The sequence below is a fragment of the Zunongwangia endophytica genome (assembly GCF_030409505.1).
In the GTDB taxonomy this organism is placed as follows: Bacteria; Bacteroidota; Bacteroidia; order Flavobacteriales; family Flavobacteriaceae; genus Zunongwangia; species Zunongwangia endophytica.
Window position 1 is genome coordinate 3,063,828 of record NZ_JAUFPZ010000002.1, and the last position, 23,101, is coordinate 3,086,928.

24 protein-coding genes are annotated in these 23,101 nt (G+C 34.9%); 1 reads left to right on the plus strand and 23 read right to left on the minus strand.

The features are described from left to right. Nucleotides 1-5: 5 nt before the first annotated feature. From QWY91_RS13390 to QWY91_RS13485, 20 genes are all read right to left on the minus strand, one after another. Nucleotides 6-1,223, minus strand: coding sequence for a murein hydrolase activator EnvC family protein (locus QWY91_RS13390; protein WP_290235893.1), 1,218 nt, complete (start codon nucleotides 1,221-1,223; stop codon nucleotides 6-8). Further along, nucleotides 1,220-1,990, minus strand: coding sequence for a lipoprotein insertase outer membrane protein LolB1 (lolB1, locus tag QWY91_RS13395; RefSeq protein WP_290235894.1), 771 nt, complete (start codon nucleotides 1,988-1,990; stop codon nucleotides 1,220-1,222). Before lolB1 ends, QWY91_RS13390 begins: the two co-directional genes overlap by 4 nt. Next, a complete protein-coding gene (locus tag QWY91_RS13400) occupies nucleotides 1,987-3,369 on the minus strand; it encodes a tetratricopeptide repeat protein (protein WP_290235896.1) in 1,383 nt (460 codons plus the stop codon). Before QWY91_RS13400 ends, lolB1 begins: the two co-directional genes overlap by 4 nt. A gap of 28 nt (nucleotides 3,370-3,397) precedes the next feature. Further along, a complete protein-coding gene (locus QWY91_RS13405; RefSeq protein ID WP_290235898.1) occupies nucleotides 3,398-4,408 on the minus strand; it encodes a sugar phosphate nucleotidyltransferase in 1,011 nt (336 codons plus the stop codon). 48 nt (nucleotides 4,409-4,456) lie between these two features. Next, entirely contained in the window at nucleotides 4,457-4,891 is a 435-nt protein-coding gene (gene dut / locus QWY91_RS13410) for a dUTP diphosphatase (RefSeq protein ID WP_290235899.1), read from the minus strand. Further along, complete coding sequence (locus QWY91_RS13415; RefSeq protein WP_290235901.1) at nucleotides 4,888-6,333, minus strand: oligosaccharide flippase family protein; 1,446 nt, start codon at nucleotides 6,331-6,333, stop codon at nucleotides 4,888-4,890. The genes dut and QWY91_RS13415 overlap by 4 nt, the downstream gene beginning before the upstream one ends. Before the next feature lie 48 nt (nucleotides 6,334-6,381). Further along, nucleotides 6,382-6,780 (minus strand): hypothetical protein, encoded by a 399-nt coding sequence (locus tag QWY91_RS13420; protein WP_290235903.1) that lies wholly within the window; start codon nucleotides 6,778-6,780, stop codon nucleotides 6,382-6,384. A 172-nt stretch (nucleotides 6,781-6,952) separates the two neighbouring features. Continuing rightward, on the minus strand, nucleotides 6,953-7,813 hold the full coding sequence (gene atpG, locus QWY91_RS13425; RefSeq protein WP_290235905.1) for an ATP synthase F1 subunit gamma: 861 nt from the start codon (nucleotides 7,811-7,813) through the stop codon (nucleotides 6,953-6,955). A gap of 79 nt (nucleotides 7,814-7,892) precedes the next feature. Continuing rightward, a complete protein-coding gene (gene atpA / locus QWY91_RS13430; protein WP_290235906.1) occupies nucleotides 7,893-9,473 on the minus strand; it encodes a F0F1 ATP synthase subunit alpha in 1,581 nt (526 codons plus the stop codon). A gap of 44 nt (nucleotides 9,474-9,517) precedes the next feature. After that, nucleotides 9,518-10,075 (minus strand): ATP synthase F1 subunit delta, encoded by a 558-nt coding sequence (atpH, locus tag QWY91_RS13435; protein WP_290237105.1) that lies wholly within the window; start codon nucleotides 10,073-10,075, stop codon nucleotides 9,518-9,520. A 9-nt stretch (nucleotides 10,076-10,084) separates the two neighbouring features. Further along, a complete protein-coding gene (locus tag QWY91_RS13440) occupies nucleotides 10,085-10,579 on the minus strand; it encodes a F0F1 ATP synthase subunit B (protein WP_290235909.1) in 495 nt (164 codons plus the stop codon). A gap of 68 nt (nucleotides 10,580-10,647) precedes the next feature. After that, nucleotides 10,648-10,869, minus strand: a complete 222-nt coding sequence (gene atpE, locus QWY91_RS13445; protein WP_084841957.1) for an ATP synthase F0 subunit C — start codon at nucleotides 10,867-10,869, stop codon at nucleotides 10,648-10,650. A 24-nt stretch (nucleotides 10,870-10,893) separates the two neighbouring features. Continuing rightward, nucleotides 10,894-11,976 carry a F0F1 ATP synthase subunit A gene (atpB, locus tag QWY91_RS13450; RefSeq protein ID WP_290235916.1) on the minus strand — a complete coding sequence of 361 codons (1,083 nt, stop codon included), beginning with the start codon at nucleotides 11,974-11,976 and terminating at the stop codon, nucleotides 10,894-10,896. 132 nt (nucleotides 11,977-12,108) lie between these two features. Next, a complete protein-coding gene (locus QWY91_RS13455) occupies nucleotides 12,109-12,318 on the minus strand; it encodes a hypothetical protein (RefSeq protein WP_290235918.1) in 210 nt (69 codons plus the stop codon). 177 nt (nucleotides 12,319-12,495) lie between these two features. Then, complete coding sequence (locus tag QWY91_RS13460) at nucleotides 12,496-12,714, minus strand: AtpZ/AtpI family protein (RefSeq protein WP_290235920.1); 219 nt, start codon at nucleotides 12,712-12,714, stop codon at nucleotides 12,496-12,498. Nucleotides 12,715-12,780: 66 nt separating this feature from the next. Further along, on the minus strand, nucleotides 12,781-15,318 hold the full coding sequence (gene porW, locus QWY91_RS13465; protein ID WP_290235922.1) for a type IX secretion system periplasmic lipoprotein PorW/SprE: 2,538 nt from the start codon (nucleotides 15,316-15,318) through the stop codon (nucleotides 12,781-12,783). Between the two features lie 114 nt (nucleotides 15,319-15,432). After that, complete coding sequence (locus tag QWY91_RS13470) at nucleotides 15,433-16,191, minus strand: ABC transporter ATP-binding protein (protein ID WP_290235924.1); 759 nt, start codon at nucleotides 16,189-16,191, stop codon at nucleotides 15,433-15,435. Between the two features lie 84 nt (nucleotides 16,192-16,275). After that, on the minus strand, nucleotides 16,276-17,760 hold the full coding sequence (locus tag QWY91_RS13475; protein WP_290235926.1) for a DUF5687 family protein: 1,485 nt from the start codon (nucleotides 17,758-17,760) through the stop codon (nucleotides 16,276-16,278). Between the two features lie 54 nt (nucleotides 17,761-17,814). Continuing rightward, entirely contained in the window at nucleotides 17,815-18,510 is a 696-nt protein-coding gene (locus tag QWY91_RS13480) for a hypothetical protein (RefSeq protein WP_290235928.1), read from the minus strand. Between the two features lie 55 nt (nucleotides 18,511-18,565). Then, complete coding sequence (locus QWY91_RS13485) at nucleotides 18,566-18,901, minus strand: PadR family transcriptional regulator (RefSeq protein ID WP_290235930.1); 336 nt, start codon at nucleotides 18,899-18,901, stop codon at nucleotides 18,566-18,568. 131 nt (nucleotides 18,902-19,032) lie between these two features. On the opposite strand from QWY91_RS13485, the gene QWY91_RS13490 reads away from it, so the two are divergent. Then, nucleotides 19,033-20,079 (plus strand): ferredoxin--NADP reductase, encoded by a 1,047-nt coding sequence (locus QWY91_RS13490; RefSeq protein ID WP_290235932.1) that lies wholly within the window; start codon nucleotides 19,033-19,035, stop codon nucleotides 20,077-20,079. A gap of 223 nt (nucleotides 20,080-20,302) precedes the next feature. Here QWY91_RS13490 and QWY91_RS13495 read toward each other — a convergent pair whose 3' ends face one another. The 3 genes from QWY91_RS13495 to QWY91_RS13505 form a co-directional block, all read right to left on the minus strand. Continuing rightward, nucleotides 20,303-21,376 carry a glycosyltransferase family 9 protein gene (locus QWY91_RS13495; protein ID WP_290235934.1) on the minus strand — a complete coding sequence of 358 codons (1,074 nt, stop codon included), beginning with the start codon at nucleotides 21,374-21,376 and terminating at the stop codon, nucleotides 20,303-20,305. Nucleotides 21,377-21,382: 6 nt separating this feature from the next. After that, nucleotides 21,383-21,988, minus strand: coding sequence for a DUF4254 domain-containing protein (locus tag QWY91_RS13500; protein WP_290235936.1), 606 nt, complete (start codon nucleotides 21,986-21,988; stop codon nucleotides 21,383-21,385). 142 nt (nucleotides 21,989-22,130) lie between these two features. Then, nucleotides 22,131-23,057, minus strand: a complete 927-nt coding sequence (locus tag QWY91_RS13505; RefSeq protein ID WP_290235938.1) for a DUF6427 family protein — start codon at nucleotides 23,055-23,057, stop codon at nucleotides 22,131-22,133. Between the last annotated feature and the right edge of the window lie 44 nt (nucleotides 23,058-23,101).

Consider the following 23,101-nt stretch of genomic DNA (forward strand, 5'->3'; position numbering starts at 1 on the left):
GAAATTTAACGATTTAGAATCCAGCTTTCTGGATTATATTTATTGGTGTTCTGAAAGATTAGAAAGTGTAAAGTTGTTTTACCAGAGCTTTTACTGGTAGCCACCACACCAAGTTCCTGCCCGATGCTTACATAATCTCCTTTTCGTACAGCAACACTTTCCAGGTTATCGTAAATCGTGATATAATCTCCATGCCTTAGCATTACCGCTTTGTTTGCTCCTTTTAAGATCTGAACTTCACTAACGGTTCCCTCAAAAACAGCTCTGGCTTTACCACCCTTATCGGTATCGATATTTATACCGCTATTGTTAATTGAAATATTACTAACCACAGGGTGTGGTTGTTTCCCAAACTTCATACTTATTGTACCTGTTTTTACAGGCCAGGGTAATTTTCCTTTATTACTGGCGAAATCTTTAGCTAAAGCTTTAGCTTCCGGAGTTAATTCAAAAACGTCACGTTTTGCTGAACCCGATTTTTTATTGGTTTCAGCGATCGAAGCTTTAATCATCGCATCGATCTTACGCTCAATTTCGTCAATTTCCTGCTGTGCTTTTCTAATTTGCGAAGCGAACTGACCTTCTTTAGCCGTGATGGTTTTCATTAATTCCTGCTGAGATTTCTTATTTTCTTCTAATCGTGCTCTGGTTTTGCGATTCTCAGCTACTAACTTATCTTTTTCTTCTTTTTGGTAGGCAAGGCGTGTGTTTAAACGTTGCAAATCGACCGTACGGATCTTTATTTGCTCTCCTTGCTGTTTTCTGTACTCTGTGTATTGTTTTAAATATTCCAGCCGTTTATACGCCTGTAAAAAGCTTTCCGAAGAAAGTAAAAACATAATCCGGCTTTGTTGCGATTTGCTGCGATAAGACTTTTTGATCATCACCGCATAATCAGCTTTCAAACTTTCTAATTCTTTCCTTAAACTAGAAATTTTGTTTTCATTCTCATTCATTTCCTGCGTGAGAAGACTTGCCTGCCTGTTGGTTACCTGTATTAAATTTTCGGTGCTTTTAATTTGCTGATTCAAATCCTGAACTTCATTCAGAATTGATTTTTCCTTTTTCTTGTTGTTACTTCTAAGATCGGATATTCGACGAATTTCGTTTTGAAGTTCCATTCTTTTTTTCTCCAAAGCTTCTCTTGTGCTTTGAGAAAATGAATTGGTAGCCACCAAAAAGGTTGCAGCAACAACGAGATATTTAAAGAAATTCAATTTCATTTTACAGAAATTTCATCGTAACCAGAAGGAATACTGAAGGGGAAACTTACGTCACCGTCAAATTCAATCGAACGATACTGGATGGTAATATTAGTGCTTTCGCTACTTTCGTTTGCGATGATGGTAATGGTTTCAGGAAAAATTCTTCCAGAAATAGTTTGATAATCATCGTAAGTTACCGTTACACTTCTATTCTTATCCTCCTGAGCCAACTGCTGTGCTTTAGCTTTGTAAGTTTTGCTATCTAGCATAAACATTTTTTTCACATCAGATTCTTTCTTCGGAAGTAATTGAAAACCTCTTGCAGATTCGCTTAAAGTATAACCATCTGTCCTAAGATCATAAATCGCCTGGCCAATCAATAAATTCTGAAGTTTATCGAAATCTAGCGGCGTCCCTAACCATTTACTTACTAAACTGAAATCACCATCAAAATATGATTTTCCTACTTTTTCGTAATAGCTTACTTTCTCTGGAGTGATGTAAACTTTTGCCATCGGGAAACCAAGAATACTGGCGCTCATCCAAATAGCTTTATCTTTTTCCATACGAAAACTTAGATTTACCGATTGTGATCTATCAGAGTTTTGATAAGTCGCTCTAAGTTTCCCGGATATGGTATTGAAATCAACTGCCTTATCGTAGTGATTTTTAATAACGCCAGATGCTTTCGCGTTGCTCCTTTCAAAACCAGTTGCAGCTTTTTTTGTTCCACATGCAACAGTGGTGATGGTTATTAAGACAACAATTATTATACGTTTGATCATTTAGTTTCTTCTTTTAAAATTTTAATTGCCTTTGCTTTATACTCATTAGCACTTTCCTTATCCTCCATACCTGTATAAGAAACAGCAATCTGCTGATAGAAATCGGCTTGCATTCTTGGATTTTCAATTAAAAAATCCAGTCCAAAAGTAAGAATTTCGACCGCTTCAGAATAATTTTTAAGTTTATTTAAGGCTACGCCATTTAATAGATAAAAAATTGGTTGTGCCGGGAAGATATCTCTAGCTTCTGAGGCAAGATCTTTAGCGCCTTCAAAACGTTGCTGATCGATTCTTAAAATCAGCGTATTTTTTATCATCTCAAAATTAGCAGGATCTTCTTTCAAGCCCATTTCAAAATAACGCAAAGCATCTGCTTTATTATCACCTTTTAAATAATACTCTCCTAATTTTCTATAAAGTGAGGGCTCATTTTCCAAATTGGAAAGAATTTGACTTACTTTCATAAGTTCACTTTCCCATTGCGGATTCTCATTTACAAAAAGTAAAAAGTCGTTTAGAACTTTATATTTTGAAGCTGCGTCTATCTCTTCAGATCTAAACACAATTTCCATTGAATTTACCGCATCTTCCGGCTGTTCCTTATTCAGAAAAAATTTATAAAGCGCTAAATGAGCAAGACTGGAACCGGGACTATATTTTAAAAGTTCTTGTGCCGTATCAAAAGCTTCTTCCTCCATATCCTCGTCGCTGTAAACGTAGATAAGATTGAGGTAATTTTGTTCTTCTTCGGGATTTTCCTGAATAGCTTTTTCTAAACTGGAGATCTGAGCATCGGTATTGTTGGTACGCGCATAGATTTGGCGTCGCATCCTAGTTCGGTAATTATTCTTGCCGTATTGCTGATCTAAACTATCGATTAGCTTTAAAGCACTATCATAATGATCGCTTAGAATATATAAATCGGCTAAATCTTCTCTATATTTTTTATCGATTTTGATTAAATCCCTCAGAATTACTATCGCACTTTCGTAGTCTACAGCTGCAATTTCATTCTCGTAATAATCTCTAAGAATATTCTCCTGTTTTGGCTTAAGCGCTAAGGCTTTTATAAAATTCGGTTTTGCATTTTCGAACTCTTCTAACGAATAATAGTTTTTAGCCATTTCGTAATACACAATCGCTTTACTATTATCGATTGCCAGGCATTTTTGTAAGACGCTATTCGACTTTTCGTAATTTTCGATGCCTCGCTGTTTTAGAGCTTCAAAAAAATATTCCTGAAAAGCATCCTCTACTTCGCCAAGATCAGTATTTACTGTAGCGCTATTTTCTTCTTCTTGCTGAAAAAAAGCAAAGGCCTTTCCCGGTAACAGAAAAAGGTTTCCAAGAAAGACCAATATGAATATATTTTTCAGCAAAATAGGTTTTAGGATTTGGGTTCAATAACTATTCCAATACAGAATAATCACCGATACTGATTTGGGTAAATTCTCCGTTGAATTTAGCAAAATTACCAATCATGGCGTTATCCAATTTTGCATTTTTTACTTCAGCAAAAGTCTGAATAAGACTATTTTTTATTGTTGAATTTTCAATTTTTGTTCCGTTCCCAATAGAAACATGAGGACCGATCTTAGCATTGATTAATTCTACATTTTCGCCTATAAAGCAAGGTTCGGTAATTTCAGTATCCTTTATTTTTACGCTATCAGCGATTAATTTTTCACCGTCTTTATGTAAAAAGTTAAGCATTCTGCCGTTGGTTTCTACGGTTACATTTTTATTTCCGCAGTCCATCCATTCGTCTACTTTGCCGGGCACAAATCGAAGTCCGTTTGCCTGCATAGCTTTAATACCATCGTTTATTTGATATTCGCCACCATGAACGATATTATTATCTAATACTTTTTGAAGTTCAGCTTTTAAGATAGCTACATCTTTAAAATAGTAAATCCCAATGACCGCGAGATCTGAAACAAATTCGGTTGGTTTTTCAACAAGCTCGGTTATTTCTCTATTCTCATTCAGATTCACAACACCAAAAGCTGAAGGATTTTTTACCTGCTTTACCCAAATAACACTATCGGCATCTTTATCTAATGTAAAATCTGCTTTAAAAAGAGTGTCTGCATAAGCAATAACTGCGGGGCCGCTTAATGAATCTTTAGCACACATAATCGCATGGCCAGTTCCTAATGGTTTATCCTGATAATAGATTGTTCCTTTTGCGCCTAAACTTTCTGCGATATCTTTAAGATCGTTTTCTATCTTTTCTCCAAAATCCTCAGCAATAATAAAAGCAACTTCATCGACCTTTTCATCTAATACTTTTGCGATATCCTGCACCAAACGATGCACAATAGGTTTACCAGCAATAGGAATTAAAGGTTTTGGAGTAGTTAATGTATGTGGCCTAAGGCGTGAACCTCTTCCCGCCATGGGTACAATAATCTTCATGGATTCGTTTGTTTGATTTTAGTATTCTATTTTAAAGAAAGGTTAGAACTATTTTGTTCCTGTACTGCCAAACCCGCCAGCTCCGCGTACACTTTCTGTAAGTACTTCTACTTCTTCCCAATCAATATGCTCGTGCTTGGCAATTACTAATTGCGCTACACGTTCTCCATTTTCTATTGTAAAATCATCGTTAGATAAATTCACTAAAATTACACCAATTTCACCTCGATAATCAGCATCAATGGTACCAGGAGCATTAAGCACAGTAATTCCTTTTTTAGCAGCAAGGCCACTTCTTGGTCGTACCTGCGCTTCGTAACCTACAGGAAGCTCAATAAACAATCCTGTTTTTACGATCGCTCTCTCTAATGGTTTAAGAGTTACCGGCTCTGCAAGTTCGGCTCTAAGATCTATTCCTGCGGAAGCTTCTGTAGCGTAACTAGGTAAATCGTGTGAACTTTTGTTGATTATTTTAATAGTCATGATCGTTTTAAAATTTTCTTTATGTCTTCTTGTTCTTTAAAGTACGTAATTCCCACAAATATGAGAACAAATAAGGCTCCAACTATATAATTTTGCCTGAAGTATATAAAACTTACCGCCGATAATGCTATCGAAAGCAGTAAATAAAATCCTATTTTCTTAACGTTGTAAGGTACACGGTAGTATTTTCTTCCGAAGAAATATGAAATAAGCATCATACTCCCGTAAGCAGCCAAAGTTGCCCACGCTGCGACCATAAAACCAAATTTACCGATTAGCGTAACGTTTAGCACAATTGTTATGAGCGCACCAAAAATTGAAATATACATTCCCATTCTTGTTCTATCGGTAAGCTTGTACCAAACTGATAGATTATGATAAATACCTAAAAATAAATTGGCTAAAAGAATCACAGGAACGATAGACATTGCAACCCAATAATCCTCGTCCCGAATTAAGTATTCCTTAAAAATATCTATAAAACTGACCAAAACTAACAAAATCAATCCACCAGTAATGACAAAGTAATTAAGGATTTTAGCATAGGTTGTTTTTGCATTTTTTTCTTTGGCATGATTAAAGAAAAAAGGCTCTGCTCCCATTTTGAATGCCTGTATGTAAATCATCATAAAAACGGCTAGCTTATAACAGCCCGAATATGCGCCCATAATTTCTTCGGAAAGGATATCTTTTAGTAAAAGCTTATCCAGGTTTTCATTAATGATGAATGAAATTCCCGCAAGCATGATTGGCCAACCGTACTTCCACATTTGCTTTAAGAGTGAAAAACTAAACTGAATTTTAGTTTTAAAGAAATAGGGCAAAAGAATTAAAAACGTCACCACACTAGCAGCCAGGTTTGCCAGAAAAATATAGCCTAAAATATCCTTTTCAGAAAAATGATTTAAAATATATTCTGGCGCAATCGCAGGGAATTTTGGTACGAGCCACAATAGATAAAGATTAACTGCAAAAACAATACAAACATTTAAAAGCTTTATGGAAGCAAATCTAATTGGTCTATTCGTTGCTCTTAAATAAGCAAAAGGAACAACCACGAGCGTGTCTAATATTAATACAGAAAAAAGAATATTAAAAAAGAAAGGATCTAAATCTAGAAAATTCATAAATGAATCTCTAAAAAGCATTCCCAATCCAAAGAAAAGCAAGGTTGTTACCGTTAACGCCATAAATGAAGTCGAAAAAACTTTCTTTTTATCGTCTGCCCTACTAAAAAATCTAAAGAAAGAAGTTTCCATTCCATACGTAAGCAAAACATTAAAAAATGCCGCCCAAATATAGAATGTTGTATTTATGGAATAATGTCCGGTACCAAGAATACCGGTATGTAAAGGGACTAAAATAAAATTTAGAAGCCTTGGTACAACAGTGGCAATACCGTAAATGATTGTATCCTGAAAAAATCGCTTTAAAGTACTCAACAGGCTTTAGTTTTCCTGCAAATATCCTAATAATTACGAAGAAAGCGACTATTTACGCTCCTCGATATCATCTATTAGATAATATTTAGTTTCTCCGCTTTCCTGATACTCTAAAAGTGCCTGATCTTTCTCGATCTTTATCGGGCTATCGACCGGGCGTTGCGGCATTTTATTACCGTACTCTTCTTTAGGATCAGAACTCATTACAAAATCAGATTGCTTTACATCAAATATCGCAGTGTAGCGATTCTCCTCATCTTCGTCGTGAACAACCGGGGATTTTAATCCCTTAAAATAGATATTCTTTAATTCTACACGGTTTTTCTGAATAGTGGTTACCGGAAGATAAAAAGTCATTTGACCTTTATCTGAAGTATAGTAAGCTTGCTGAAATTGCGCTGGTGGTGTTTCCTGTAGATCTTTATGACTTCTGCAGTTGGTAAACATAGAAAGAAAAATTATGCTGAAAAATAGATAAGCTGGTTTCATAATTGAAGTTTTGATTGTCTCATATTAGAAATCAAATTGAATGCCAAACAGAGATTTTTTATAAAGGCTAAATTTAAAACTAAAAAAACCCGGACTAGCCGGGTTTTTAAATATATGAAATAAAAATCTTTTAATTATTTAGCGCTTCCGCACCACCAACGATCTCAAGAATTTCGTTAGTAATAGAAGCCTGTCTTGCTTTGTTATAAGACAATTTAAGAGAGTCTCTAAGTTCAGTTGCATTCTCTGTAGCTTTGTGCATCGCCGTCATACGGGCACCATGCTCAGAGGCAAATGAATCTCTTAAAGCTTTATACAATTGCATTTTTAAAGACTTCGGAATCAAATCTTTTACAATTTCCAGTTTTGAAGGCTCAAAGATATAATCTAATTGTACTTCCTCTTCTGTTTCAAACTTAGGAATTGGTAAAAACTGCTCAGTCAATACAGCTTGTGTCGCTGCATTTTTAAAGTGGTTATAAACCAAAACAATTTTGTCGTAGTTTCCTTCAAGAAACTGTTCCATTAAGTCTTCAGCAATAACAGAAACATTTTCAAAACTAAGATCATCGAAGATTTCAGTATTAGTTTTATAAACCTCGAAACTCTTCTTTAGTATGTCATTAGCTTTTTTCCCTATGCTATAAAGATGAACATCTTTATCCCCATAGTGGTTTGCTACTGCATATTTAACTCCTTTGATGATATTCGCATTAAAAGCACCAGCCAAACCTCTGTTAGAAGAAATAGCGACTACAAGTACTTTTTCAACTTCACGTTGCTCTGCATATTTACTGCTGCTATCATCATCTAAGCTAGCACTTAGATCCTGCAAAAGCTGTGATAGCTTTTGAGAATAAGGCCTCATAGACTCAATAGCATCCTGAGCTTTACTCAACTTTGCTGCAGATACCATTTTCATGGCACTGGTGATCTGCATCGTTGAAGAAACCGAGGTAATCCTGCTACGTAATTCTTTTAAGTTTGCCATATTTTTAAAATTGGACTAGCCTAAATACTAAATAGAACAAAGAGTACAATGCTATTTTGCACTCTTTGCTTATAAAATGTTATCCTTTATATTTTGCTGATAGCTCTTTTGCTACAGATGCTAATGTATCTGTAACTTCATCGGTAAGTTTACCTGCTTTAAGCGTATCTAAAATGTTTCTGTGCTTCGCATTTAAGAATTCGATATAATCTCTCTCGAATTCTCTAATTTTATCTACCGGTACATCTCTAAGTAAGTTCTTAGAACCAGCAAAAATAATCGCAATTTGATCTTCTACTGGATAAGGGTCATTTTGTCCTTGCTTAAGAATCTCTACGTTACGTTTACCTTTCTCGATTACACTCATCGTAGCAGCATCAAGATCTGATCCGAACTTAGCAAAAGCTTCAAGTTCACGGAACTGTGCCTGGTCTAATTTAAGTGTACCAGCAACCTTCTTCATCGACTTAATCTGAGCGGAACCACCTACACGCGATACCGAAATACCAACGTTAATTGCAGGACGTACACCAGAGTTAAATAAATCTGAAGTTAAGAAAATCTGACCATCCGTAATCGAAATTACGTTCGTTGGAATATATGCAGATACATCACCTGCCTGAGTTTCGATAATTGGTAATGCTGTTAAAGAACCACCACCTTTTACTTTTCCTTTAAGTGACTCTGGAAGATCATTCATTGTCTTCGCGATATCATCATCATTAATCACTTTTGCTGCACGCTCTAGTAATCTTGAGTGAAGGAAGAAAACATCCCCGGGATAAGCTTCACGTCCCGGTGGACGACGTAATAAAAGAGAAACCTCACGGTATGCTACTGCTTGTTTAGATAAATCATCATAAACAATTAAAGCAGGACGACCTGTATCTCTAAAATATTCACCAATTGCAGCACCAGCAAACGGAGCATATACCTGCATTGGAGCAGGATCTGAAGCATTTGCAGCAACAATGGTAGTATAAGCTAAAGCGCCTTTATCTTCAAGTACTTTAGCAATACCTGCAACTGTAGAAGCTTTTTGCCCTATAGCTACATATATACAATATACCGGCTTACCGGCATCGTAAAATTCTTTTTGATTAAGAATAGTGTCAATACAAACAGTAGTTTTACCTGTTTGACGGTCACCAATTACCAGCTCACGCTGTCCTCTTCCTACCGGCACCATGGCATCGATAGATTTGATTCCTGTTTGCATTGGCTCTGTTACCGGCTCACGAAATACTACTCCTGGTGCTTTACGCTCTAAAGGCATTTGGAAAGTTTCGCCTTCGATAGGTCCTTTCCCATCGATTGGATCTCCTAAGGTATCAACTACTCTTCCAACAATACCTTCTCCAACATTTATAGAAGCAATTCTTTGTGTTCTTTTAACTATAGAACCTTCTTTAACTTCTTTTGAAGATCCTAAAAGTACTACCCCAACGTTATCCTTCTCAAGGTTAAGCACCATTCCTTCAAGACCACCTTCGAATTGAACTAGTTCTCCGTATTGAGCGTTAGAAAGACCATAAACATTAGCAATACCGTCACCAACTGTAAGTACGGTACCAACTTCGTCTAAAGAAGCCTTTGCCTCGAATCCGGAAAGTTGTTTCTTTAATATTGCTGAAACTTCAGCAGGATTTACTTCTGCCATAATTATTTAAGATAAAATGCCTCGTTAGCTACGGGCGGTTTTTATTAAATTTTAGAAACGTATGCGTTGCTTTTTATAAATTCTGTTTTCAACTTGTTTAAGTTGTTGGCTACACTTGCATCATACTGAAGATCCCCAACTCTTAAAACAAATCCACCAAGAATACTTTCATCAATCTTATTCTTGATAGTGGCTTCCCTACCGGTAAGCTCTTTTATTTTAGCCTGAATTTTAATTTCAAGCTCCTTAGTTAAAGGAACTACAGTAGTAACAACAGCATTTTGTACTAAAATAGAATCATCAAATAACAATAAGTATTGTGTTGCAACAATACCTAAAATATTAATACGATTATTCTCTACCAGTAAATTGAAAACACCCTTAGTTAAACCATTGATATCTTTAAATATCTCGTTTAAGATTTGCATCTTAAGGTCTGACTTAATAATAGGGCTTGCTAAAGTAGATTTTAAATCATCGCTAGCTGCGATAGTTTTAGAAATACTAAGCATATCCTCTTTTACCTCGTTAGCTACTTTTTGATCGTTAGCTAATTCAAGAATGGCTTTTGCATAACGTTGTGCTGCTCTGGTTCCTTTCATCACAAAGTATTAGTTTAAAGTAACATCACCAAGCATGTTATCAATCATCTGGTGTTGTTTTTCTTTACTTGATAATTCTGTACGAACTACTTTTTCTGCAATTTCTATAGAAAGGCTTGCTACCTGAGCTTTAATTTGTGCCATTGCAGCTTTTTTCTCAAGTTCAATACTTTCTTTAGCTTGTGATACTATTTGACCTGCTTTGCCTTGTGCCTCTTCTGCAGCATCTGCCATTACCTTTTCTTTCAGTTCACGAGCTTCTCTAAGAATAGCATCTCTTTCAGCACGAGCTTCTTTCATCAGCTGCTCGTTATCTGCTTTAAGATTTTGCATTTCTTTTCTAGCTTCTTCAGCAGAAGATAATGCATTATTTATAGAGTCTTCTCTTTCTTTAACAGCACCAAGAATAGGTTTCCATGCGAATTTTGCAAGAAGCAAAATAAGTACTAGGAAAACTATCGTTTGCCAAAAAAGTAACCCAATTTCAGGAGTGATTAAATCCATAGTGTTTTTTAAATTTAAATAATATCCATTCGTAACCAACCGTTACGAATGGATAAAAAAGAATTCAATTATTTAAGAACTCCAAGTAAAGCTGCTACTACTCCAAAAAGAGCAACACCTTCTACAAGAGCCGCAGCAATAATCATAGCTGTCTGGATTTTTCCAGAAGCTTCTGGCTGACGAGCGATAGCATCCATGGCAGAACCACCAATTTTACCAACTCCCATAGCTGCTCCAATAACCGCTAAACCAGCACCTAAAGCTGCAAGTCCTACATACAATAATTCCATAACTGAAAGATTTAAAATTAAAAGTTAATGATGTTCGTGTTCTTCAACTGACATCCCTATAAATAGAGCCGACAGCATGGTAAATATAAACGCTTGTAAAAATGCAACAAGCAATTCTAATATCGATATAAAAAGTGCAAATGGTACTGAAACTCCAGCTACTCCAACACTTTCTAATATAAATATTAATCCAATTAAACTTAGTATAATAATGTGACCTGCAGTAATGTTCGCAAATAAACGAATCATAAGTGCTGCTGGCTTAATAATGATCCCTAATAATTCTACAACTGCAAGCAAAGGCTTTACAAAGGTAGGAACCCCAGGCATCCACAATGTGTGTTTCCAAAAATCTTTATTTCCGTTTACAATAATTAAAATTAGTGTAAATAAACCTAAAGAAACAGTAACTGCGATATTCCCTGTTACATTCGCTGCTCCAGGTAATAAACCAATCATATTAGTAATCCAGATGAAGAAAAATACCGTTAACAAAAATGGCATAAACTTCATGTATTTTTTCTCTCCAATTTGCGGTATCGCAATTTCGTCTCTAACAAATAAAACGAAAGTTTCCAGCATGTTATTAAAACCACTTGGAGCGTGTTTATGTTTTTTATGGTGTGCAGCCAGACTAGTGAAAATGATAAGCATAATTATAACGGTCAAAAATATAGCCGCTACATTTTTAGTTATCGATAAGTCAATAGGTCGCTCTGCATTTAAAGGATGATGATCAGCATCAAATTCAATTTCGGTTGCACCATCTTCTAATCTGTAGATTTTTTCGTGAAGATTAACAAAGCTCATTCCGTCTTTCTCAACAACATGATGACCTTCAGTATCATGGTGAAATTCACTAGACATAAAAGTAACCAGTCCATTATCCGTGTAAAGGATCACTGGAAGTGATAAAGTGAAAGAATTTTCTCCTTCTCCGTAGAAATGCCATCCGTGGGCATCACCAATATGGTGAAGAATCATTTCTGTAGCATTAAATTCTTTCTCAGCTTCTGCTAAAGAGTCCTCTTTTGATGCAAAAGAAAAAACCGGAAGTAAGGCTAGTGCAAATGTCACTATAATCTTTAACGATTTTTGTGCTATCATAATACCTGGTCTACTTATAAAATTATGGGCTCTAAATTTCGGTGCAAAGGTATACTTTTATTTTTTATGTGAAAGTCCCCGTTTATTTTTTTGTCTCAATTTTCAAAATATATTGAAGTGATTGATAGACAATCATTTGTTTCCATTAATCAATTTTATTGTAAAAGTGGTTTCAAATATTAAAAAGATGAAATATGGCGCAAAAAAAGCGATAACCTGGGCAAAAATTGCTACCTCATCATTTAGCAATGCTGGCAGTAAAAATAATACTGCAGCAAGCATTTTTAACAAGCCTAATCCCATAAAAACAAAACCGGTCTTATCTTGATAATTTTGATTCATAAAAAGCAGTGTCGCATAAATTGCTAAAGTTGCTAAAATATGAAAGGAATAATTAGAAACCGTACTGTAGTATAGGGTGGCCTCAACATAATTAAAGGTTATGTAATACTGTATGGCAAATAAAACCAAAGAAAAAGGCACAAATACCTTTAGAAAATTTAAAAATGGACGTCCCATCTATTCGTCGTCTTTACTTATCTTTTTTACACTTCTTATTACCTGATACAAAGCAATGAAAACGCCTAAAAGCGATAATGAAATTGTAAATGCTGAAAATTTATTCGGAAATTTCCCGTCTAACCAAATCCCAAGAAAGACACCTCCTGCAATTATGATGGCCATCTGGAAGCCAATATTTACAAATACAAGATACTTGTTACGCTGATCGTCTTTCATGGTGAAAAATACTTTTCTATTTACTACTGAATTTTAAAAGCGTAATTATAACTATTAGGGCTAGAGCTAGATATTATTGAGTAAATAATCATCCCATTTTTTCTTTAAAAGAACTACTCTATAATTGCTTGTTGAGATCGCAATAAAATCATTTTCTAACTCATATTCATCATTTTCTCGCAATAATTCTCCCAAACCTAAAGCTCGTATTCGATCCTGCAAACCGTGCACAACCACAAAAATAGTTTCTTCAGTATAAATATCTATAGAAGTAGAAAAACTAGTATACTCTAAATCTACCAAAGCGGAATCAATTTTTTGCTGAAGCGCAAGCGCAGCCTCTCGATCTTCACTTTTAAACTGGTAAATGAGTTTGTAATTGGTAGCTAAACTATCTTCCTGAAGCTGAAGCCTGCTTAATCTAGGTAAACTACCATTTATCATGTTTTTTGCCTGTTCCCCTTCTGCAGATTGCGGATAAGTTAAAGAAACATAGCTAAGTGCTTTTCGGTATTCTTGCAAACCTCTAAGTCTTCCTATAGCCATCGCTTTTAGCAATTCAAACTTCGGAATAATTTCTTCGCCAGAATATCGGGTGATAAATTTATTACTTTCTGAAATTACTTCAGCAAACTTTTGATCTTCGTACAAGCCATAAGTCTTTTCGTAACTCCTTTGTGCCAAACTTTCTCCTGAAGCTAATTGCTGAGGATTCTGAATAAAAATAGCGTATTGCGAATCAGGATAACTAAACACAATATCATTTTTCATTGTCTCTTGCTTGGCATTCATATTTAATCTACCGTAAGCTTTGTAAAGATTATATTTTGAAGGTAAAATTAATCGCTCTTCGGGATCGCTGGCCAACAATGCTTCTAATTTGTCTGTTGCTAATTGATATTCGCCAAATTTCTCGTTATAAATAAGACCCAATTGGTAATAGGCGTAGTTTCGATCTTTATAAAGACTATCGATAACCAAGTTATCGGTTGGCAGTTTATCTACATAAGTTGCCGGGTCGAATCTTGGATCACTAGAAAAATCAAATTCATCCAATTCTTCTTCATTAGCTGCAATTGCACCGGTATTTCCTGATGCCATCCAACGCCAATTATCAGCTAGTTTTCGGTTTCCCCAAACTTTTAAAAATTCGCGTGCGCCTCTTGCGATTCGGCTTTCATTATAAAAATAAAAATTGCTGGTATTTTCTCCGCCGGGAAGACTAACGTCTGGAACTCCGGGACCGGCATTATTCAAAGCTAAAGCTTCTTCAGTTTTGCCTGCTTCTATTTCTTTTTTATAATCCTCTTTAAGCTTATCGGTGTACTTCGTATAATATGCAATTTGTTCTTCTCTCGGTAAATCGATAAGATTTAAGATACTATCGTTTTTATTCGCAATCGCCTGATAGAAAATAACATCATCTAGATTTTTACGCTTTTTCTCTATCGTTCGATATTCCCTTAAATTAGCAGGCATTTCGTATAGTGTGCTATCAAAATAGCTTGCAGCCGTTTGATATTCTGAACGATCAAAATTAATATTGGCCAGAATTTCATAATTAATTGATCTTAAAAATTGATCGCTGCTTCCTGGCGTTCTAAGCGACTTGTTATAATAGGTTATTGCTGTATCTACAGAATCACGCTGATTGTAATATTCGCCAATCTGAAAATAAATTTTATCTAAAAAAGGTCGATTTTCACGATCTTCCTCTAGATCAGTCAACAATTCTTTTAGTTGTTGATCGTCATTTTCTTCAGGATCGAAATTTCTTGCCTTTTGGATATAGGCATTAATCATATAAATTCTAGGTGACTTTCGATTTAAATCAATAACCTCATCAAAAGCAAGATTAGCGTTTTTTGGCTGGTTTAATAAGTTATATAACTGGCCGATAATAAAGTAATAACGTCCTTTTTCTTCATCTTTTTTGGTGAAATTGGCAGCGGTAGTTAAAGGCGCAAGTGCGCTATCTGGACGCTGAAGATTAATATACGCTTGCGCCATCGCAGCTTTGGCATCGGCATATTCCTGATCTTCGAATTGTGCATTATCAAGAATCCGCTGCAAGTTCTTGATGGCAATCCGGTTATTTTCTAACCGAATATTGGTTTTCTCTCGCCAAATTTGGGCCGTTCTAATACTATTACTCGCAGGATACTTTTGTAAAATATAGTTGAAAGCTTCTAAGGCAGGAATAAAACGTTGATCGTAATAGCGAGCTTTCCCAAGTAGAATATAAGCTTCATCTATTTGTGGATTTTCTTCTTTCCCACCGATTAACATCGAATGCCGCTGGATGGCCTTTGCTGCTTTTTGTTCTGCTATCCCAAAATTTTGATTTCTTACGCTATCGGGTAGCAAAATTTCTTCGTCGATCTGCATACGCTCGATAGGTAGCAAATCCCAATAATTATCACTATAATTTTGGTTGAGTTCTTTACGCCCGGCTTCTAAAGCCAGATTCCCGTTATAAAGCGTATTATATTCCGCAGTAACCGAGTGCCAGCTTCGGCTAATAAAATTATCCTTCTTACGAGAACAGGAAATTACTGCTCCAAGAAGAAGAGCTATGAAAAAAACTTGTGTAAATCTCCTCAAAATCAACCCTTTCTTAATACCATCATAACTCAGTTACGCCACGTTTAGTGTGTAAAAATAAGTTTCTTTTTACAAATACAAAGATTTGCGATTCAAATTAGGAAGATAGAGAGTCTATTCCACAGTATTTTCGGTGTCTTCTTTTATTACAGGTTCTATATTTTCTTGTGGTGCCGTGTTTCCCGAAAAGTAGGTTTCCAATTCTTTTAAGGTTGCTTCTGAAGTTTTAATATCGCGAACAATTGCCCCTTTATCTAAAACTACAATCCGCTCACAAACTTCAGTTACGTGAATAAGATCATGACTGGAAACTAATACGGTAGTTCCTGAAAATTCAGAAAGTTCTTTAATAATTTTTTTCAGCTTAATTTGGGTACTAGGATCTAAATTCGCAAAAGGTTCATCTAAAATCACCACTTTTGGTTCACCAATTAAAGCGGCTACAATACCTACTTTTTTTTGGTTTCCTTTAGATAAATCGCGAAGATATTTTGAACGCCCAATAACTTCACCGTTGAAGAATTCTTCAAATTGTTTCAAAAAACTTTGAATATCAGCTCGGTTTTGATTGCGAAGTTCGCCCACAAAATGGAAATACTCTTCAGGCGTAAGATATCCTATTAGAAAACTCTCATCGATAAAGGATGAAGTGAATGGCTTCCAATCTTCACTTTCGTTTACGGTAATTTCATGATTAAAAATACTACCTGAAGTTGGCCGAATTAAATCTAGTAACATACTAAAGAATGTGGTTTTTCCGGCGCCGTTATTTCCTACTAATCCAAAATTTTGTCCTTGTGGAATTTCTAAATGGTCGATATCTAAAACTTTAGTACCGTTATATACTTTCGAGAGGTTGGTTGCTGTTATCATACTATTTTATTTACTCGGTTATCGAGATTGAATATGCTTTCGCTTTAAATTGATTCTTGAGTTGCTTTTTTACTTAGCTAAGTTCTATGCATCAGTTTGTTTAAAGCCGTGAATCATAATATACTTTTTCTTTTTATACTGAAGTGTGATTTTATCCATCAGGTAATTCCGAAGTAAAAGTCCGATAACTCCTAAAATTCCCAACGCCAGAAGCCCAATATTATAACTGAATAATTTAAAGAATAAGTAAAAAATTCCCGGTGGGACAAATAAAATCGGCAATGCCATAATCCATTGTGCTGCGCCCATTCCCTGATAATTCATCACAGGACTTTTTTCCAGATCGATTCTTTTTTTATTAAGCGATCCCATAAATATTAAAAATGGAACATTAACACCTAGATTATACAAAGCACACATCACGATAATCAGCATCACATTCCACCCAAAGTAAAGATAAGGTGTACTTAAAATTGTAAGGACAATAATACTGAAGCTAAGTAATGCTGCTTTAGAAGCAAGATATTTTCTCATAGGAATATTTTGAGCCATTATCATTTGGTAATACGAAGAATCCCAACTTGGTATAAACTGTCCAAAATTAGTTATAAACATACCTGTCATAAACACTCCTGCAAAAACCGGCATAATGCTTATTTTTTCGAATGCTGAATTCGTAAAAAACATCAAGCCATATAGCAAAAAGATAAAAGATAGAAACACGGTTGTTCTAGGCCGTTTATTTCGCCAAATCATTTTCATATCTAACTGAAGAAAAGGAGCGATATCACCAAAACGCTTAGTCCATTCAAAATCCTGAGATTTAGCCACTTGCTGTTTAGCTTTTAAACCAGCATCCAGATAAAATTTATCAAGAAGAATATTTCGAATCAGCATAAACAAACCTATACAAAGTAGTAGTGGTAGTACTGCCAAATAAGGCATTTCTAATAGAAAGTTCAAAAACAGTCCAAATTGTTCCCCTAACGAAATAATATCAAAATATTCTAAGCCTGCTAAGACCAAAATCAAAAAGATAAATGGCAAAAAAGATTTAATATTCTCAGCGAATTTCTTTTTAATAAGGAAGTTTAAAAAGTTTAAAGAAAAACTGAAAAAAAGCATTGCTGCGCACCACGCTAAAAGTGAGATGGTACTGTAATCTGATTTTACTCCATTCATAATAGCGAATGGCACATAGAAAAGTATTGGAAAAAGATTATAGAAAGAAAATAGTGATTTATATAGTACAAAATCAACTAACTTCTTTTTTCTTATATCCTGAAGAAGTAAAGGCTTGATTTTAAGCACCGGTAAGCTCTGTAAAAAAAATCTAAAAATCAATTCGAACCCGAGCCAAGCCAGCACAAATTCATTGAATTTTAAAAGAGGAACTTCATCTGGATACATTTCTTTTAGAAAAGGATGTAAGCCAACACCAATTCCTAAAAAAATAACTGCGAAATAGAGCCCCAAAAAACCAAGTAGAATTTTAACCCCAAGGCTTTTTCCAAAACTAGCGCTACGAGTAAAAGATTTCCACTCTAAGCTGAGTAATTTACCAATCATAAAAAGAATGCTTTACTTACTTGTGTCTAAATTTAGATTTTTGTTACAGGCGATCTAATAATTTAACTTAAGCTCGGGATATGTTTTTAATAAGATTTCTTCTTTTCTTGAAGGAAGTACAACTACTGCTACATAATGGATTACAAACGAAAATGCGATCAGTAGTGCAATAATAATCGATCCAATATCTATCGGAAGAATTTTATCAAAATGAATTAGCAAATACCCTGGGTAAAATGATACTGCCCCAATTTGGCCAATATTGGAAATCATATCTTCTAAAAGGTATATTTTTTCATCCCTTTTTGCCCGTTTTTTCTTCTCACGGTTCAGTTTAATAAGTTGGTATAAAAGAAGAATCATTTCCAAGAGAACAATAGAGCCAATTATAATTCTCCCGAACTCTAGCTTTGTAAGGCTCCAGAATATAAAGGAAACTATACCAAGAACTAGTAGAACCCTCGGTAGTTTTAAGAAAGTTAAAGCTTCGTTTAAGACGAAATTCCAGTAAATTTTTGTCATCGCTTTTTGTCGTGCCTCCACAACTTCTAAAAAGCCAAATACACCAAACTTTTTAAATTCTTGCTGAAGCGCCTCTTCAAATTCCAACTCAGGATTGATCTTCCATTTTTCTTCTATAGCAGATGCTAAATGATCTACCAACTCGGTTTGCACATCATAATATTCTACAAAATGCTCGCGAGTAAAGCGGTACAGTCTAGCTGTTTGATTTTGATTCACTTTTCTCATAAATTAGTGACATTTGCAGAAGAATTCTTCTATTAAAAAGTTCATTATTAACATCTTAAATACTGAATTTAGGATTTATGATCCCTTGTATATTTTCTATAAATTGCTCCAATTCATTGATTTTATTCACCTTCTCTTTATTTCCGGCCTCGGTAAGCTTGTAGTATTTCCGAAGACGATTATCTACTTTTTTTACCTCAACTTCTAAAAATCCATCAGCTTCTAACTTATGCAGTGCCGGATAAAGTGCACCTTCGGTTATCTTTAATTCTCCCTGGGTAATTTCTTTTACCTTCTGAGTAATTTCATAGCCATACATTTTATCACTTTCAGCTAAAAGCTTTAGGATAATCGTAGATAAACTTCCTTTGTATAACTTCGAATTTGACATTTAAGCGCTATTATTTCTTCAATAAATATACATAATATTCTTATGCATAAAATACTTAGGTATGTATTTTTAAATTTTATGTCTTTTAAAACGCAGCTTACTTTGTATTTTTGCAGACAAATTATTTTTTGATGAGTACATTTCATAAACTGAAAATAAAGGAAGTAATTAGGGAAACTGAACAAGCGGTAAGTCTTTCCTTTGAGATTCCGGCTGAATTGAAAGAAGAATTCAAATTCAAAGCAGGACAATATATCACGATTAAAGCAGACGTTGAAGGTAAAGAACTAAGAAGAGCCTATTCGCTTTGTTCAGCTCCAGATTCGCAAGATTTTAAAGTAACAGTTAAAGAGGTAGAAGGCGGTAAGTTTTCTGTATTGGCTAACAATAACCTAAAAGCAGGAGACACGTTAGAGGTTCATCCACCTGAAGGAAAATTTATTCTAGAACCTTCTGAAACTTCCAAAAACTATGCGGCTTTTGCTGCAGGAAGCGGGATCACTCCTATTTTATCGATTATTAAGACGGTGCTTAACAAGGAAACTCATAGCCGCTTTATCCTTACCTACGGAAATAAATCTCCAGAAGACACCATCTTTTTTAAAGAGCTATTAGATCTTCAGGCAACTTATCCAGATCGTTTATTTGTAGAATTTGTATTTAGTAGAGCACGACAGGATAATGCACATTTTGGCCGTATAGAAACTAGTACGGTAAATTTTGTGATGAAGAATAAATTTAAAGATCATCCTTTTGATGCGGTGTATTTATGCGGCCCGGAAGAAATGATTAATCACGTTAGCGAAGTACTGACTAGTAATGATATTGCTGAAGAAAATATCTATTACGAACTCTTTACCAGCAATGATACCGGAGAAGTAGAAGCAAATCTGGAAGGACAGTCTCAAATCACTATTTTAGTGGATGATGAGGAAACAAGTTTTGTGATGAATCAAAACGATATTATCCTCGACGCTGCATTGGAACAGGATCTTGATGTTCCATATTCTTGCCAAGGCGGAATTTGCAGTAGCTGTATTGCCAGAATTACTGAAGGTAAAGCTGAAATGCGTAAAAATCAGATTCTAACAGATGATGAAATTGAAGAAGGCTTAATTTTAACCTGCCAGGCACATCCGCTTACTACTAATATCAAAGTAGATTACGATGATGTTTAATCTTTATTTATAGAATGAAATATAAAAAGGCTTTTAGTTGATTCTAAAGGCCTTTTATTTTTAATTTAATTGATTATCCGTAATCTTTAATAATTATTTATTTTCGTCATTCCGGACTTGATCCGGAATCTCATAGGGTATTGAAAAACATTGTCTTGTGAATGAGACCCTGAATCAAGTTCAGGGTGACGAAAGCTTATTATGATTCATTACGGATATTCAGTTAATTTAATACTGAATTTATTTTTTTTACGACTCTCGCCGGTGTAATCGTTCTAATGGCAAACTCATAACCCTCTGGATATTTATTTCCGTAGATAGAAGTAGGAATCTTGGGGAATTTTTCTAAATCTGGAATTAAAGAATTTTCTAAAGGCTGCCCAAAAGGCTTAAAACCAGCAAATGGATGCGTAACACCCCAAATACTAACTACAGGTATCCCATACATAGCTGCCATATGCCCGTTTCCGCTATCCATAGAAAGCATCGCATCAAGATTGGAGATTAATGCCAGCTCTTCTTCAAAAGATAAAAGTCCGGCGACGCTTATACAATTCTCGAATTGCTTTTCCCAGGATTGTAGTTTCTTGGTTTCTGCACTTCCTCCACCAAATAAAAAGATCTGAGTGTTATCTTCAGTATTCAACTTTTCAAGAACTTTTTCCATCAAATCTGCTGGATACACTTTAGAGTCGTGTTGTGCAAAAGGTGCTATTCCCAAGTATTTTTTAGAAGAATTCGATACAATTTCATCGATTTTCGTCGGAATTTGCTGCTTCTCTGGGAAAACATGATTGCTAAAATCGAGCGGAAAACCTAATTCAGTAAAAACATCAGCATAGCGTTGGTGGGTGCTTTTTAATTCCCTAAATCGCTTGTGGTCTTCCTGGGTGAGTTTCTTTTTTTCAGCTCTACCTTTATCAATTTGTTTTACCGGAATTCCGTATAAATAAAAAACCGATTTTAATACATTACTGCGAAGTACATTATGAAGATCAGCAACCATTTCGATCTCATGATTCCTCAATTCTCTAGCCAATCTTCCCAATCCCATCACCCCGTTATGCTCGCCCTTTACATCGGCTTTATAAATCTCGATATTGGGGATTCCTTTAAACATTGGCGCAAAGAAAGGCCGGGTGAGAAATGTAATTTTGCAATTAGGATAAGTCGCCATAAAAGTCCGAATAACCGGAACCGTCATGGCAACATCTCCCATTGCTGATAATCGAATAGCAAGAACATGAGCACTTTTCTCTCTATTCACTTCTGGAATATGTAGATCTTTAGTGCTCATTTTTGTTTACTTATTTCTTAGAACCGGATTCAATTCATCATCATTATACATTTTCATCTGTTTATAGACTTTCATGTATTTATCTCCGCTTTCAATATCCTTTAAAAAACGATCGATTGCTGAAGAAAGGTCTACTCGTTGCTCTACCAAAACATCTAATTTTGCCTGGCATTTTTCTCTATGTGCATCTGAAGCATCTTCGCGAGTTGCTTCTTCGTGCATATGATATATCTTAAGCGCTAGAATCGATAACCGGTCTACTCCCCAAGCAGGGCTTTCTGTATTAATCGTCGCATGCTCTTTAGGTGCTATATCTTTATACTTTTCAAGAAAATAGCTATCAATATACTCTACCGTATCGGTACGATCCTGGTTTGATGCATCAATAAGTCGTTTCAATTTCAAACCAGCAATAGGATCAATATTTGGATCTCTTACGATATCCTCGTAGTGCCATTGTACCGTATCTATCCAACATTTTCTATAAAGAAGGTGCTCGATAAGTTGTGTATCACTATCGTATGGATTTGTAAAAGGCTGATCTACATTGTCCATTTCATGATATTTTTCAATCACTTCCTGAAAGATCTTATTTGCTTTATCTGTAAACATTATATTGATTTTTAAAACTAAATAGTTTAAAACGCCATTAATATTAGAAAATTGAAATAATAGACGTTTTTATTGAATATTATAAAATGAATTGCAAAGATATTATAAAATCTATGACTCTTAAAAAATGTACTCTCTTGTATTAATCCTGAATAAATAAAACGCCGAAAGGCATTAAAATCAAAATGATTAGCAATATTTCTCTAAAGATCTTATCCCTACCAGTGTCAAAATAATTTGAAACAATAATACTAAGCGGAATAAAGAAAAAGATCAATTCACTACCATTCTTACTTGGAGCCAAAATACCTACTGAAATTCCTATAATTAAGGTAAATAAAATTAGATTTAAAGAAGGCCTAAGACTTACACCGGCTTTCTGAATTATAGAAAAATAATAAACTAACGACCATACAGTAAGTGCAAGAATAATACTAATAGGTGTTAGAAATTTAAAGGACTGATAATTGGAAAAATTGAAATTATATGCCTGATAACAATCAGAAAATAAATAGAACTGATCTTTAACCAAAAGATGAATAGAACAGTAAATTATATATACACAAACCGCGGAAATTACAGGAATTAGCCAGTTTTTTGGTCTGGGACTGTAGATAACAATTCCTACGAAAGCGATTAGTAAAAATAAAATTGACCAAAAATAAAAGAGCGAAGCAATACAAATCCATAACCCTGCATCAAAAATCTTTTTTTGAACGGAGATTTGTGACTTCAAACTTATAATACGTCGTAAAGCCAATAAAATTAATGTTGCTGAAATGATAATATTATAATCTTTCAGCAACGAAGAAAAAGAAGCACAAAACACCGAAAATAGCAAAACCTTATATGCGCTTCGCTGCGTTAAATCGTTCTTTTTAGCAACAAAATTCAGTAAAAAAAGCGCGAACATTAAGGATAAGAAAACCCCAAGAATCTTGAAAAATTTAAGGATCTCGAAATCCAAAAACCAGTTCTGAAAATTTGCTGAAATAAAAAATCCAGCGAGCAATAAGATGACAAGCGCAATATTTATTGGCTTTGATTTGGCAAAAAAGCTTGTTAGCATTGCTCTTTTTTCTATTTTTGTAGTGTTAAACTAACAATGTTAAA